The sequence below is a fragment of the Pleurocapsa sp. PCC 7327 genome, assembly GCF_000317025.1.
Lineage (GTDB): Bacteria > Cyanobacteriota > Cyanobacteriia > Cyanobacteriales > Microcystaceae > Hydrococcus.
On record NC_019689.1, the window covers coordinates 893871 to 908750 of the forward strand.

Here is a 14880-nt window from a genome sequence, read left to right on the forward strand (position 1 = left end):
GGTTGGTTTAATGTAGATATGTAAGTATGCCAGTCCGAGCGATCGCCGATGACCAAGAATCCGCCGCCACAGTCACAAACCCAACTGAGTCGGATGTTGACTCAGGCAGTACAAAAAATCCAGGCAAAGGTAAGAACGGGTGTCCTCAAGAAAGGAGCCAAAGTACCGGAGTTGTGGATCTGGGATGGCAATGCAGATAAACCCGAAAAATTGCCGCTAGTGGGCGATCGCTATACCTTGGGACGAAGTTCGAGAGCTAGCGATATCGTAGTGCGCAACCCAATCGTCAGCCACGTTCATTGCTCGCTGCATCGCGATCGCAAAAATCCCCGCTCTTTTATCCTTAAAGACGAGCAGTCAACCAACGGCATCTATCTCGGCAGGCGCAAACTGCGATCGCACTCTCTTTATCACGGCGATAGGATTAGTCTCGGTCCGCCAGAACTCGCCGCCGCCGTTCAAATTAAATACTACAATCCGCCGCCAATTTGGGTGAAAGGATTTCGCTACTTTCTTTACGGAACTGGGGGAATTTGCGGGGTATTGGCGCTATGGATCGGAATTGAATGGACAAAAATTCCCGTCCGTCCCCTGCCATCGGGAATAACGGGTCCGGTGGTCATCTATGCCGGAGACGAACAAACGCCCCTAAGTCCCGTTCAACAGAATACTCACCGAGAACTGGAAAATTTATCCGACTTTTCGCCCTATTTGCCCAAGGCAGTCATTGCCTCAGAAGACAGCCGCTACTACTGGCACATTGGCATCGACCCTTACGGAATTTTGCGAGCAGCGATCGTTAATTTGCGCGGACAGGGAATTCGTCAAGGAGCTAGTACGCTCACGCAACAATTGGCACGAAGCCTATTTTCCGAGGTTGGGCGAGAGAATACGGCGGGACGGAAGCTGCGAGAGATGGTAGTTGCCCTGAAACTGGAAGCTGTTTACAGCAAAAACGAGTTGTTGAAAACCTATCTCAATCGAGTCTATCTTGGGGCGGGAAGCTATGGATTTGAAGATGCGGCGCGGTTTTACTTCGAGAAATCTGCCCAAGATTTAACCCTGGCGGAAGCGGCGACTTTGGTAGCGATGTTACCTGCCCCGAATAGTTACAATCCGGTGCAGAATTACGATACAGCTTTACAACTGCGCAACCGGGTGATTAGCCGCATGGCAAGCTTGGGAATGGTGAGCGCAGAGGAGGCGGATAGAGCAAGGCGATCGCGCATTGAAGTCAGTCCTAAAGCGACAGAAGCGCTCTCCAGTATCATTGCTCCCTATTACTACAGCTACGTCTTTGAAGAACTTCGTATGCTGCTGGGAGAAGAATTAGCCAAAGAAGGGAATTTTATTGTCGAAACCGCCCTGGATTTGGACATGCAAGCGGATGCTGAAAAAGCCCTGCGCAATGCCGTGAACGCCAATGGAGCAAGCTTGAATTATTCTCAAGGCGCGATCGTTACCATCGATACTCGTACCGGAGCCGTTCTCGCCCTCACAGGCGGCGTAAATTACAAAGAAAGCCAGTTCAATCGAGCGACTCAGGCACAGCGGCAACCCGGCTCGACCTTTAAAGTATTTGCCTATGCAGCAGCCCTAGAACAAGGCATCTCTCCCCAGAAAACCTACTCGTGCGATGCCGTCAGTTGGCAGGGACAACGGTTTAAGCCCTGCGAACGCAGTAGCGGCGATATCGACATGTATCGCGCCCTAGCACAGTCAGAAAATGCCGTTGCCCTACGAGTAGCTAGGGAGGTTGGTTTGGATCGGGTAGAAGAGATGGCACGTCGCCTGGGCATTAAATCCAAACTCAATCCAGTGCCGGGGTTAGTCTTGGGGCAAAGCGAAGTCAACGTTTTAGAAATTACTGGCGCTTACGCCACCTTTGCCAATCGAGGAGTCTGGAATCGTCCCCATGCCATCAAACGAATTCTCGATGGAAGCGATTGCAAGGATGCTGACGATCTCGATACTTGCCGCGAGATTTATGCTTTTGAGAAGGATAATACCGCCAGCAGGCAAGCGATCGCGCCTGCCGTCGCCGATACGATGACCGATCTCTTGCGAGGAGTCGTTCGAGGTGGAACGGGTAAAGCAGCCCGCATTGGTTTGGGGGAAGTTGGAAAAACAGGCACGACAAATGATTCCGTCGATCTCTGGTTTATCGGTTACGTTCCCAGACGCGATCTGGTGACGGGAGTTTGGCTGGGCAATGACAATAATTCTCCGACGCAGGGCAGTAGCGCTCAAGCTGCTGCCCTGTGGGGTGACTATATGAGAGAGGTAGCGCAATGAACGAGCGCGAGATTAAATTGCGGCGGAATAGGCTTCGTCAACCTTAAGGGTTGTGCCAGTGACGAATTTGGCATCATCAGAAAGCAGAAAAGCCACCGTTTTGGCAAACTCGGCATAGGTAGCTGGGCGACCAAACATAAGATCGGTCGGAACATTCCATCCTTCCAACTCTTCCATCGAATCGGCTACGAAAAAAGGCGCTACAGAAATCATGCGAATTTTGTCAGATCTGTAGCGCCTGGCATACAGTTTGGTAAATCCTTCCATGGCAGCGCGGAGGGTTCCGCTAAAAGGGGTTCCCAGTGCTGGTTCGTGGGAGTCAGAAGCTGAAATATTGACGATCGCGCCGCCTCCTGCCTGTCGCATGGGTTCTGTTACCAGTCTTGCTATGCGAACGACGCTCAAAAATAGCATTTCAAAATTTGCCTGCCACATTTCATCAGAAATCGAGAGCAAATCTGGTCGCGGCGGATCGCCAAAACTATTTACTACAGCATCAATGCGACCAAATCGAGCCAGCGTTGTCTCAACTAATCGTTGCAAATCTTGGGGGTTGGCGATCGATCCTTGAGTGGCGATGCCGCCCAACTCATTGGCTAGATTTAAAATATCGGGCGATCGCGCCATGAGCGAAACGGCGTAGTCCCGCGTTGCTAATTCTCGCGCACAACCCGCTCCAATTCCGCGACTTGCCGCCGTAACGATCGCAACTTTTTTTGCCCTCATAGCCGCTTTCCTAACTTTATAAAGTTTTTTTTCAACTAATCCGCTGCTTGACGCGCTCCTATTGATGGATAGGTCTGCATGGCTTTAATGAAGTTTCGCGATCGCATCGATCGCATTTTGCAGTAGTAGCAGTAGTAAAAGTATAGGCTAATCTGCCAATATACTGAAGTTCCTAGAACCCTGAAATTAGCTTATGATCTCCATTTGCTGTTCTCATACTCTCCTACCGTCAAACATCTTGAAAATTTTACTTATATTACTGACCTCGATGGTTAGTGGCTGTAGCAATGCCCTTTTGATTTCGCCTCAAATTCCTACTGGAGGATTAAATAGTCAAGCGCCCGACGAATCGCCCGCTTATAGCAGCGATGGACGATATTTAGCATTTTCATCGGATCGCAACGGCAATCGCGATATCTTTCTGTACGACTTGCAACAGCGCCGTCTCGTTTCCTTGCCCAATTTAAATCGCGGCGATTCGAGTCAAGATAGTCCCGCCCTAAGTGCTGACGGACGCTACATTGCTTACGTTTCCAACGAGCGGGGCAAGACAGATATTATGGTCTACGATCGCAAAACCCAACGAGCGGAACTACTGAGCGCTAACGTGCGGGGAACGGTCAGCAACCCAACCATTAGCGGCGACGGACGAAAAGTAGCGTTTCAAACCAGTCAATTCGGTCAGTGGGATATCGCGATCGTGGAGCGCAATATAGATTAAATAAAATAATTAGATGTATCAATTTCTACCGAACTTAAGTACTAAATTCGCTATCTTCAAAAAATTATGACAATAATGGGAGCGAGCCAAGCTAAATAATGCGGATCGAGCAGTTACAGGCTTTTTTATCAGTTGCAGAAACGGGGAATTTCGGACAAGCGGCGCACAAATGTGGCGTAACCCAGTCCACCATTAGCCGACAAATTCAGGCGTTGGAACAGGATTTGGGTCTGCCCCTGTTTCATCGAACCTCTCAAGCTAAACTCACCCTGGCAGGAGAAAAACTATTGCCTCGCGCTCGCAAAATTTGCCAGGAATGGACGACGATTGCTCGAGAAATCGCCGACCTACAAGCAGGAAAACAGCCAGAACTCTGCATTGCCGCGATTCACTCCGTCTGTTCCTCTTACTTACCTCCCGTTTTACAACAATTTTGCCGCAACTATCCAGAAGTTCAACTACGGGTAACGGCATTGGGAAGCGATCGCGCCCTAAAAGTCCTGCGGGATGGTTTAGTCGATATAGCGATCGTCATGAACAATCGCTTTTTAACGTCGAGTCCCGAAGTCGTCGTCGAGTTACTTTACGAAGAAGACATCGAAATTTTAATGGCGGCCGACCATCCACTGACTCAACACGCGCAAGTTTCTTGGTCGGAATTAGTGCGTTATCCCCAAGTCGTTTTTAAAGACGGCTATGGAATGCAAAGGTTGGTACAAGAATGGTTTTCCCGTCAAAATGCCACTCTCAAAGCCGTGATGGAACTGAACACGCTCGATGCCTTCCGAGGCGTGGTAAGACAGGGAGAAATGATTGCCCTGCTGCCCAAAAGTGCTTTAGTAGAAGCTTGTTACGATCCTACCCTAGCCGTGCGCCCGATTGCCCCGCCCACCGACTCCGCCGCTACAGTCCTGTCTAATGGCAGATTCAAAAGCAGTTTAACCCGTCAAGTCGTATTAGTCACTACTAGCGATCGCCTGCAAATTCCCCCTATTGCTCACTTTTGCCATTTAGTCCGACAATTAACCCATGCCGCCGAACATCAGCGCTCGATCGACGGCAAATCATTATTAGTACGCTGATAGTTAATGTACAGAGCCGATCCGATCGCGTCTCTATTGAAAACCGATCCCTGATGAGCAATACATTTAGAGAACTACTAAAAAAAATTGGCAGTGGAGTCCACACGGGAGAGAATTTAACCCGCCAAGAGTCAGAGGCGGCGACGGAAGCGATCTTGCGACAGCAGGCAACGCCAGCGCAAATTGGGGCATTTTTAATCGCGCACCGCATCAAGCGCCCCACCCCCGAAGAACTGGCGGGAATACTAGATGCCTACGATCGCCTCGGACCAAAAATCGATGTCGCCAACTTGCCTTTTGAAAAACCCGTTACTGTCATAGGTACTCCCTACGACGGGCGATCGCGTACCGTTCCCGTCACGCCAATTACAACTCTCATCTTAGCCGCAGCAGGCGTGCCAGTCGTGATGCATGGCGGCGATCGCATGCCAACTAAATACGGCATTCCTCTGGTTGAAATTTGGCAGAAATTGGGAGTCGATTTTACCGCTTTATCTCTTCCTCAAGTTCGACAGCTACTGGAGAAAACCGGACTGGGGTTTATTTATCTTCCCAAACATTTTCCCCAGGCACACGATCTAGTTCCCTACCGCGATCAAATTGGCAAACGCCCTCCCTTCGCCACGGCAGAATTAATTTGGTCGCCCTGTGAAGGCAAGGTGCATCTCGTCGCTGGATTCGTTCATCCTCCCACAGAAGAACGTTTTCAAGAAACTCTCCCCATGCAGGGCATTAATTTTTATACGACGGTCAAAGGCTTGGAAGGAAGTTGCGATCTCGCATGCAGCCGCACTGCTATTATCGGTTTAGGACAACCTACCGATCCGCCTACCTTTGAGCGTCTGTTGTTAAATCCTCGCGATTACGATTTCAGTCCCAAAGACGTGCCTCTCGAATCGACAGACCAAGCAATCGAACAGATGCGATCGGTATTGCAAGCCCAACCCTGCGAACTGATGGATGCGGCTATTTTAAATGGTGGGTTTTATCTCTGGCGATGTGGCGTTTGCGAAGATTTAAAAACAGGTTTCGCCTTAGCAGAAGCGATGTTAATTCAGGGTAAAGTAGCAGAAAAATTAAAGGAAATCTCGACATTTAGTAGCGAGGAGTTAGTTGTTAACTAACAGCTAGTTAAGAGCGATCGTGTTAAAAAAGAAAAAGAGAACTTTTGCAGAATTCGATTTTGCTTCAAATTTCGCTTGGAAATTAATTTCCCAGCTTACAGCACAAGTCCTCGCCTATAGGACTTACATATATTGGTTCCAAGAAATTAATTTCTTGGTGGGCGATCTCAAATTCGTTTAATTAGCCTAATAGTTAGTGCGAAAGAGCCTTCGCGCTTCGCGTCTTGAAAAGCGAGCAAGATGTATGCCCCTCCGGGGCACGCTACGCGAACGCACTACTGGATATTTTGACACTCAAGAAAATCCAATCCTAGAAAAATTGCTGTAATTGTTCCAGCAACACAAATTTCTCCGCTAGTTATCTTTTTCTTAACCTCTTCGATCGGAATTACAACTACTTCGATGTCCTCCGTATCATCTAAATTTTGCTTGCTAAGAGGGGAAGCATTAAGCGCAATAAAAATATGAATTTTATTAGTATCTTTAACGGGATTGTCGTATATAGTTGCTAATTTAATGAATGGCTCGGCAATATAACCCGTTTCCTCTTCTAGTTCGCGACGAGCTGCAATTAAACTATCTTCTTTGTGCCCGTCAAAAGTTCCTGCTGGAAGTTCTAATAATATATCTTCTATGCCATGACGATATTGACGAACAAAAACAATCTCTTTTTGTTCGGTAATGGGTAAAATAAGAGTAATTTCTGGTCTAACGTTGACAAAGTAGTCGTCGATAATTTTTCCATTTGCTAGCTCTACTTTATCTTGTCTAACCTTGCACCAATGATTATTAATAACCCATTTAGAATTAAGAATTTTCCACTTATGAATTTCTTTCATCTGAAGTCGCGACTTAAGCAATAATTAAATTATCCATAAAATCTTTGAAAATTCAATATGCAAATTTCTGTTGAAACTTTTACCGTTAATAAGCGGTTTCCGTTAACGATTAGTCGCGGTACAACGGCTCAAACAACAAATATTTTAGTTCGGATCGAACAAGATGAGATTGAAGGATGGGGAGAAGCTTCGCCATTTTCTATCGTTCGAGAAGATCGCAAAAATACCGACGAACTTTTAAAAGAATTAGAGCAAATTATCCCAACTTTAGAAAAATATAGCTCGCTAGATCGACAAGAAATTGAAAAAAAACTCCAAGAAATGCAGGTATCCTCATCGCTGCGGGCAGCCATTGATACGGCACTCCACGACTGGTTGGGAAAACGGGCGGGTTTACCCCTGTGGCGATTGTGGGGATTAAATCGCGATCGCATCGTACCAACTTCGGTGACAATTGGAATTAATACGCCCCAAGGGGCTAGGAAACGGGTTAAGGACTGGATAGCATTGATGGGGGCAAAACTATTGAAAGTAAAACTAGGAAGTCCAGAAGGAATTGAGGCAGATCGGGCAATGTTGCTAGCAATTCGCGAGGAAGCCCCCCATGCCCAATTAACCGTAGATGCCAATGGGGGATGGAATCTCGAAGGGGCAATGGAAATGTGCGATTGGCTGGCACAGCAAGGGGTTAAGTATGTAGAACAACCACTGCCAGTAGGAGAAGAGAAGAATTTGTCACAATTGCGATCGCGATCGCCCATCCCGATCTTTGTCGATGAGAGTTGCTTTAGTAGCGGCGATATTCCCCGACTTGCCAACTGTGCGGACGGAATTAATATCAAACTGATGAAAGCGGGCGGTTTAACCGAAGTAATGCGATCGATCCACGTGGCGAAGGCGTGCGGGTTACAGATCATGTTTGGCTGCTATTCCGATAGCAGTTTAGCTAATACAGCCATGTCTCACCTCGCTCCTTTAGCCGATTATCTCGACTTAGACAGCCATCTCAATTTAGCTGACGATCCTTTTGCCGGGGCTATCTTAGAGGAAGGGCGCTTGCTTCCCAACGATTTACCAGGATTGGGAGTGCAGTATCGTAGGAATTTAGCACCATGTCCATAACCATTGATGAATCGGATCTCAAGGAAATTCTGACCAGATTGGAGATGAAAATTGACAACGTACAGAAGGATGTAGGAGAGATAAAAATCTCCATGACAGAATTCAAAGGCGAGTTAAAGCGAGTAGAAGTAGAACTTGGGGGAGAGATTAAATCGCTAGACGAAAAAGTTATTGGTTTTGGAAAGCGGAATCCTAATATCGCTTGTAATAGCTATTTTAGGTGGCTTTGCTAAATTATTTGGATTTGTAGGCAATCCTTAGAAAAACTATTTTTGATGTAGTAATAAACTTATGCGAATAGTGGCTCAAAATCGAGTTGCCATTTTACTCCACGAAGGAATTCGCGGAACTCATGGAAAAACGGGGTTGGCATATTTGCGTTACGGAGGAGCAACCGTCGTAGCGGCGATTGACGCGCAATGTGCCGGAGAGTCTTTAGCTGCCTTGACGGGGATTGAGAAAGACATTCCCATCGTAGCGAATGTGACAGAGGCATTGCCTTACAATCCCGACGTTTTGTTAATCGGCATTGCCCCGTCGGGAGGTGCATTACCCGATGCTTGGTGGGAGGAAGTCAAAGGCGCGATCGCTGCCGGGTTATCTTTAGCCAATGGTTTGCATACGCCAATGGCAAATCGGTTCAGACAGTTGCGCGAGGGGCAGTGGATTTGGGATATTCGTCAGGAACCGAAAGAATTGCACATCGGGCAAGGAAAGGCGCGATCGCTTACATGTAAGCGGATTTTAACAGTTGGCACGGATATGGCGATCGGCAAGATGTCAACCAGTATAGAGTTAAATCGAGCCGCACAGAAACGGGGAATTAAGTCTAAGTTTTTGGCAACCGGACAAGGCGGATTGACGATCGCCGGGGATGGAATTGCCCTCGATGCCGTGCGAGTCGATTTTGCAGCTGGGGCTGTAGAACAGATGGTACTTGATTGGGAAGACGAGCATGAGGTACTGTTTATAGAAGGCCAGGGATCTTTGCTGCATCCTGGTTCTACGGCAACTTTACCCTTACTCCGAGGCAGCCAACCGACAGGATTGGTTTTGGTTCATCGAGCAGGACAAAAGCATATCCGGGATTTACCAGATATTTTAATCCCGCCATTAACAGAGGTCGCAAAGCTTTATGAGATGGTAGCGAGTGCGGCTGGGGTGTTTGGGCAGGTTAAAGTGAAAGCGATCGCGCTCAACACGTCTCATCTCGATGCAGAAGCGGCGCAAGAAGCGATCGAACGAGTGAGACAAGACACCGGGCTTCCTTGCACCGATGTCGTTCGATTTGGGGCTGATTCGTTACTTGATAGAGTTCTTGTTTAAAAAGCTTCGAGGGGTAATAATCGTGACTAAACCAAGCTAGATCGAGCTTTGGAAGACAAAAAAAGTTTCTCGATGTAGTCTGGCTAGTTAACTGACTAGCTGGTCGCTTAAGCGTTTGAGAGCATCGCTGTTGTCGCGGATGATTTCTTGGGCGACTGACTTAAGAATATGGATATTGGTAAGACTCGTTAGGGCGGACGAGTTCCCTTGTTCCTAGCGAGACGACTAAAAAATCGTTGACATTTGGAAAAGTCGTTTTCGCTTCAACCAGCGCACACATAGTTGAATTATTGGCAAAAACGCCGCCGTCGATTAACGCATAGGATTTTGCTAAATCATCCGTTTCTATCCTAATAGGCTCGAAATAAGTTGGCGCATTTGAGATATTCGATCAAGGCTTTTTTATCGTCGGCAGGCAGATCGGTGCCGTAGAGATGTCCCTGGTTTCCATTTGCCTCAACGCTGGTATCGTATTTAAAACCGACTTTCTGGGCTTCTTGTCCTTGAGCAACAAAGCCAACTTTTTCTGGGTCGTAGACATCGTAGCCTCGATAAAAAACAGGAGTGCGTTTCTCTGGAACTTCTAGGAGGTCTGTTAGGTAGGGAACCGAACCATTATGCAGATAAGGCGCTCTCAACCACAGTCCATCGAGAGAGACAGATACATAGCCATCAGTCTTGCGAAGGTTGTCAAAGTCCCAATCGTAACCTTCTGCATATTGGTTATAGGCATCTGCCGCTTGCTGAGTCCACATATCGAGGCGATAGCGATCGGTTCCTACCTCTTCAAGCGGGATAACCGTTCCCGTTCTTTCTCCGCCAAAGGCATGACAGGAGGCACAACTATTATCAAAAATCTTACTTCCCTTGTCAGCTAAAGCGCGATCGATAGGAAATGGGTATTTCGGCGGATCGAGTTGAGTAATATAGTCTTCTACGCGCTGGAGATCCGCGATCGGAATTGACTTTCTCGTCGCACCGTCGCCGATCGCTCCCGTATTCACAGTCTCCGTCAGTGACGTTTCCAAGCCATCCCAATGCAGCGCAAACCCTTGATGCTGCTTTTGATTCCAAAGCGACATCATATCAGAATTCCCGATGGTATCGTCTAGCGGCAGACTGAGGGTTCTAAACTTTACTGGGTTAAATGGATCGATGCGACCGGGACCCCAATTAGGTCGAGAATCCATCCAGGCATAAGATTGCTGTTGTTTGAGAATTGCTTTTTTGGTTTGCGGAATAATCAGATAGCGATATAGTAGTTTTTCCAACCAAGACAACTGATGATTATATTGGATCGCCGGAAGAATGTAATCGGCAGTAAATCTGGGGTCGTTGGCACAGGCAAACAAAAATCGCAGGTAGCCTTGAGAATCAAATTTGTTAGCAGGTCCGGCGAGAACGATGGTAGGCTTATCTTTAGGGTCTTTCCGATAGGTGGTGTTGTGGCAAACCGCACAAGTAATTCCCTGACGAGGAAACCCGATCGTTTTCTTGGAAATCCCAACGGGAGTCTCTTTCCCCTCTTCCCAGGTCAATCCTAAAGAAGTATAGCCGCCGGATCCTGGCAACTTTTCTGGGAACAGTCGAGGAAGTACCAGCCATACCCAATAAGGCATTCCTTCGGCATTTTCCGTACCGATGGAACCATATTTAAAATGTTCCTCTGGCGATTCATAGTAGGTAGGAACTTCTCTAAAGAGGTTATACCAGCCGACGTAAGCCACCACGCCTACCAGGAGACTTAGACTAATAGCGATGGCTGCGATCGCTCTTATTAATTTACTCCTTAATATTTCCATTTTTTAGTTAATAGTTAGTGGTTAGTAGTTAGTGGTTAGTTATCTCCCCGTCTCCGAGTCCCTCCGTCTCCCTGCTCCCCGTCTCCCCGTCTTCCCCATCACCCCATCGCCACGCATGGCAAGATATAGGAGAATGCCCTCGACGACTCCGAAGACAAGATCGACTAGAGCGATCGTCACAAACCCCAGATCTTGACCGAAGAAGAAGACGGCAACCAGGAAAAACGACGACCCACCCCCTCGCGTCACCAATACTGACATCCAAGCCGTTGCCTTGTAACGAAAGGGGTCGATCGCGCCGGGAATATAGAGAATACTAATTTCTAAAAGCAGCAACCCAGCCGCACGCACCCAGATAATCGGAACGGGAATTTGCATTCTTAGCAAAGAAAGTAGTGCTTCTGGAAAGAAAAGTAGGGGAACGACAAAAAACATATTGACGACAATCCCCAGCCAGACAACTCGCCCAAACCATTTTGCATAAACGTTCATGCGTTCTCCTTCAAAGCTTCTTCATATACTCAACCAATGCCTCTTTGTCCTCCGACGAGAGATCGGTGCCATATACATGACCGCTATTGCTATTACCTGCCAGAGTCGTATCGAACTTAAAATATTGCTTGCCGTTTTCTGAGGCGACATTGGAGACAAAGCCGACGTTCTTTTGGTCGAAAACGTCATACCCCCGATAAAACACCTTGGGTCGCTTTTCGGGAACTTCTAACAACTCTCTTAAAGTCGGTACGGAACCATTATGCAAATAAGGCGCTCTTAACCACACCCCATCTAAAGGCATATTGGCATAGCCATTCGTCTTGCGGAAATGTTGAAATCGTTGATCCACACCTCGATAAAAAATGTCAGTAAAGAGGGTATTCTGATTCGAGAGCGTCTCGTAGGTATAAGAATCCAGGCGACCGGGATCGGTGCCAATCTCCTCAATCAGAACTACTTTACCTACCCCAGACCCCCCAAATGCATGACAACTGGCACAAGTGCTTTCAAAAATGGATTTCCCGGCAGTCGCCAATTCTTCATCGATCGAATATGGATAGCGAGGAGCAGGCAGATCTAGGAGCCAATCTTTAACGCGGTGAATCGCATCAAAGTCGATGGTGGTTGGCGTAACTAATGCCAAAGCCGCACTATTATTGCGTTCGTCAACGGAATCGTTATTGCCATCCCAGTGTAGCTGCATTCCCTGGCGCGATCTCTGCTGCCAGATGCTCGGAAAATCTGCGATGCCGTTCAGTTCGTCTTTTGAGAGCTTCTCTATGGGAAAATTAAACTGGCGCGTTTTATAGCCAGTAAAGGTATCGACTCTCCCCGGACCGTATTCTGATTGGTCATCCATAAACGCAAATTTACTTCTCTGCAAGAGCAGCGCATCTCGCGTTTGCGGAATCGCAAAAAAGCGGTAAACCAATTTCTCAAGCGGGTTGAGTTTGGTTCCCATCGCTTCAATCTGCGGCATCAATTCCCTAGCATTGAGCCGCTCGTCGATCGCGATATTGGAGAGAAATTGGATATACGCCCCCAAATTGACGGTATTTGAGGGCATAGTCGTAATAATGCGCGGTTGGCTATCAGGTGTCTCTCGCAAGCTTCCAGCATGGCAGGTAGCGCAGTTTTGAGCGACCCGTTCAAACCCAATCTTACTTTTTGAGAAGCCTATCGGAAGATCTTGTCCGGGTTCTTGAATAAAGCCTAAAGAGGTATACCCTTCGCCGGGTAATTTATCGGCAAACACGACCGGAAGCACTTTCCAGATCCAATAAGGAATGCCATTAGCCTTCTCGCCGCCAATTGACCCATATTTAAAATGTTCGTTAATGTCTGCATGTCTAACAGGTCCGTTATTGCTAATGATGGGCAAGGCAAGAAGGAAGACAATGAGAGTCGCAACTACGACGACTCCACCCACAAACATCAAAATTTGCTTAAAAATCGCTTTAAATCCTGCTGCCTTCTCTTGTTTCTCTTGTTCGCTCATAAATCGATCGCCTGCATGCAAATTTTCAATCCAAAATCCAAAATCATTTAAATGGTGGTGGATCGAACACGGTCATCACTTCTCGAATCATTGCCTCGTAGTCGTCGCCGTAGCGTGCTGGCTCGTAGCATCCTAACGGGTTTTCTAAGGTGTTGAGCAAGCAACGGTTGCAGTAAGTGCAAGGTCGCTCTGGAAGGTCTTTTCCTTGCTCGAAATGCTCGACCAAATCGTTATTGGCAACTAAAGGACGGGCGATACTCACCGCATCGCAAAATCCTTCGCTAATGGCTTTGCGAATATAGGAGGCTTGCTGAAATCCACCCGTGCAGATGATTGGAATCTTAACATTCTTCGCGATCTCCCGTGCATAGCCGAGATTTCTTCCCTGATAAGTCTCTAGGAGTTTTTGTAGCTCTTGCGGCGAGACAAATTTCCGAAAATCGGGGTGCAACTCTTCTGCTTTGACGGGCAATCCTTGCAAGAGATTCGGTTGTCGGTATACTTTTCGCGGAATCCGATACCAAAGCCACTCAAAAATCTTATGCAAGGCTCGATAACGGAATAGGAGATAATTGCGGAAGGTTTGGTTGCCGCTAGAGAGCATCGTATCGTAGGTATTGCTTGCTTTATCGGTAGCATACTTGCCTGCGAGGGGAAATGTTCCTGGCGGATTTAAAGGATGGGGAAAAAGACTGCCAACTGAAACATGAATCGCGTCTACCCCTGCCTCTTCTATCCACTGACAAATTTGAACGGTATCTTCTAGCTTATTTCCGGTTTTTTCCCAGGGAATGACTGCATTGTTAAAGTCTTCGGCACTGATTTTGATCTGGAAGTGAAAATCGTCTCCGACTTCTGTGCGAACTGCCTCGATAATGTCTAGCAGAAAGCGAGCGCGATTTTTTAAAGAACCGCCAAATACATCCGTGCGATCGTTGATCCCCGAACTGAGAAATTGTGTAATTAGATAGCCGTTCGCTCCATGCAATTCTACACCATCTAATCCTGCCTCTTTAGCGCGTTTAGCCCCTTTGCCAAACGCTTGCACGACCTGCTTAATTTCATCTACGCTCATTGCCCGACACTCCAATCCGTGGAATAATTCGGTACGACCAGTCGAACTCTGGCGTATATCGTCGTTCTCAACGCCCTGTATGTCCTGCTGACGACCAGAATGGCTCAGTTGCATGATAAACTTACAGCCGTATTCGTGAACTTTTTCGCCGACTTTGTGCCAGAAAGGAATGCGATCGTCGCGATCAATCGTTGCATAATTGGGAACGATTCGTCCTTTAATCGTGACGGGAACGAAGGAAGAAACAATTGCTCCGACACCGCCTCGCGCAAATTTCTCTTCCCAATTTATCCTTGCCTGATTGCCCGAACCATCGTAGTTGTCAAATCTTCCAGAAATATTAGAGCGAAAGATCCGATTTTTAATGGTTAGATGGCGGAATTCCAAAGGTTGAAAAATAATATCGCTTTCCATGAGCGTTTTGCTTTATTTGCGATCCCTTAAATTTGCTGCAATATACTACTAACCGAATCTAGAGCTGTAGCAATGCTAAAGATAGACCGATTCGGAAGTACTTTTTATGAAGTAATCACTAAGCGCTATTGAGGGAAATACGGTGGGATCGAGGGATAAATACAAGAGTTAATCCACGTTTAATTTCCGTAGAATCTCGTTAAATCTCTCCCTGTCTTAAACAATTCAGGAATTTTTTGCTTAGTTTTAACCTTTCTTTCAATATATTTAGACGATTTCTTCCCCACAATACCTTACCGATCGCTCGCTTGAAAGCCTGTTTGTGACAAAAATTTATCTTTGAGGCGAATCATTATCTTGC

At 47.1% G+C, this 14880-nt stretch carries 12 protein-coding genes and 1 pseudogene; 7 read left to right on the forward strand and 6 right to left on the reverse strand.

Features of this window, described 5'->3' with window-relative positions; translation table 11 throughout:
* The first annotated feature begins 48 nt into the window (after positions 1-48).
* Positions 49-2295: a PBP1A family penicillin-binding protein gene (locus tag PLE7327_RS03975; RefSeq protein ID WP_015142575.1), complete on the forward strand. Its 2247-nt coding sequence runs from the start codon at positions 49-51 to the stop codon at positions 2293-2295.
* Positions 2296-2307: 12 nt separating this feature from the next.
* On the opposite strand, the gene PLE7327_RS03980 is transcribed toward PLE7327_RS03975, so the two are convergent.
* Positions 2308-3021: an SDR family oxidoreductase gene (locus tag PLE7327_RS03980; RefSeq protein WP_015142576.1), complete on the reverse strand. Its 714-nt coding sequence runs from the start codon at positions 3019-3021 to the stop codon at positions 2308-2310.
* Positions 3022-3289: 268 nt separating this feature from the next.
* On the opposite strand from PLE7327_RS03980, the gene PLE7327_RS03985 reads away from it, so the two are divergent.
* The 3 genes from PLE7327_RS03985 to PLE7327_RS03995 all read left to right on the forward strand — a co-directional run bounded on the left by PLE7327_RS03985 (position 3290) and on the right by PLE7327_RS03995 (position 5948).
* Positions 3290-3742, forward strand: a complete 453-nt coding sequence (locus tag PLE7327_RS03985) for an LpqB family beta-propeller domain-containing protein (protein WP_015142577.1) — start codon at positions 3290-3292, stop codon at positions 3740-3742.
* A 98-nt stretch (positions 3743-3840) separates the two neighbouring features.
* A complete protein-coding gene (locus tag PLE7327_RS03990) occupies positions 3841-4824 on the forward strand; it encodes a LysR family transcriptional regulator (protein ID WP_015142578.1) in 984 nt (327 codons plus the stop codon).
* Between the two features lie 53 nt (positions 4825-4877).
* Positions 4878-5948, forward strand: coding sequence for an anthranilate phosphoribosyltransferase family protein (locus PLE7327_RS03995; RefSeq protein WP_015142579.1), 1071 nt, complete (start codon positions 4878-4880; stop codon positions 5946-5948).
* Positions 5949-6223: 275 nt separating this feature from the next.
* Here PLE7327_RS03995 and PLE7327_RS04000 read toward each other — a convergent pair whose 3' ends face one another.
* The gene (locus tag PLE7327_RS04000) at positions 6224-6787 is read right to left on the reverse strand and encodes an NUDIX hydrolase (protein ID WP_015142580.1); all 564 of its coding nucleotides are present in this window, start codon (positions 6785-6787) and stop codon (positions 6224-6226) included.
* Between the two features lie 57 nt (positions 6788-6844).
* On the opposite strand from PLE7327_RS04000, the gene PLE7327_RS04005 reads away from it, so the two are divergent.
* The 3 genes and pseudogenes from PLE7327_RS04005 to PLE7327_RS04015 all read left to right on the forward strand — a co-directional run bounded on the left by PLE7327_RS04005 (position 6845) and on the right by PLE7327_RS04015 (position 9235).
* Positions 6845-7909 carry a dipeptide epimerase gene (locus PLE7327_RS04005; RefSeq protein WP_015142581.1) on the forward strand — a complete coding sequence of 355 codons (1065 nt, stop codon included), beginning with the start codon at positions 6845-6847 and terminating at the stop codon, positions 7907-7909.
* Positions 7900-8170 (forward strand): annotated as a pseudogene (locus tag PLE7327_RS04010) (hypothetical protein). The gene PLE7327_RS04005 and the pseudogene PLE7327_RS04010 overlap by 10 nt, the downstream one beginning before the upstream one ends.
* A gap of 30 nt (positions 8171-8200) precedes the next feature.
* Positions 8201-9235, forward strand: a complete 1035-nt coding sequence (locus tag PLE7327_RS04015; protein WP_015142583.1) for a DUF1611 domain-containing protein — start codon at positions 8201-8203, stop codon at positions 9233-9235.
* Positions 9236-9585: 350 nt separating this feature from the next.
* Here PLE7327_RS04015 and PLE7327_RS04020 read toward each other — a convergent pair whose 3' ends face one another.
* The 4 genes from PLE7327_RS04020 to PLE7327_RS04035 are packed head-to-tail and all read right to left on the reverse strand — an operon-like array spanning position 9586 to position 14519.
* Positions 9586-11037 carry a c-type cytochrome gene (locus PLE7327_RS04020; RefSeq protein ID WP_015142584.1) on the reverse strand — a complete coding sequence of 484 codons (1452 nt, stop codon included), beginning with the start codon at positions 11035-11037 and terminating at the stop codon, positions 9586-9588.
* 39 nt (positions 11038-11076) lie between these two features.
* Complete coding sequence (locus PLE7327_RS04025; protein ID WP_015142585.1) at positions 11077-11529, reverse strand: hypothetical protein; 453 nt, start codon at positions 11527-11529, stop codon at positions 11077-11079.
* A gap of 10 nt (positions 11530-11539) precedes the next feature.
* Positions 11540-13030 (reverse strand): hypothetical protein, encoded by a 1491-nt coding sequence (locus PLE7327_RS04030; protein WP_015142586.1) that lies wholly within the window; start codon positions 13028-13030, stop codon positions 11540-11542.
* 43 nt (positions 13031-13073) lie between these two features.
* Entirely contained in the window at positions 13074-14519 is a 1446-nt protein-coding gene (locus PLE7327_RS04035; RefSeq protein WP_015142587.1) for an NADH:flavin oxidoreductase, read from the reverse strand.
* Between the last annotated feature and the right edge of the window lie 361 nt (positions 14520-14880).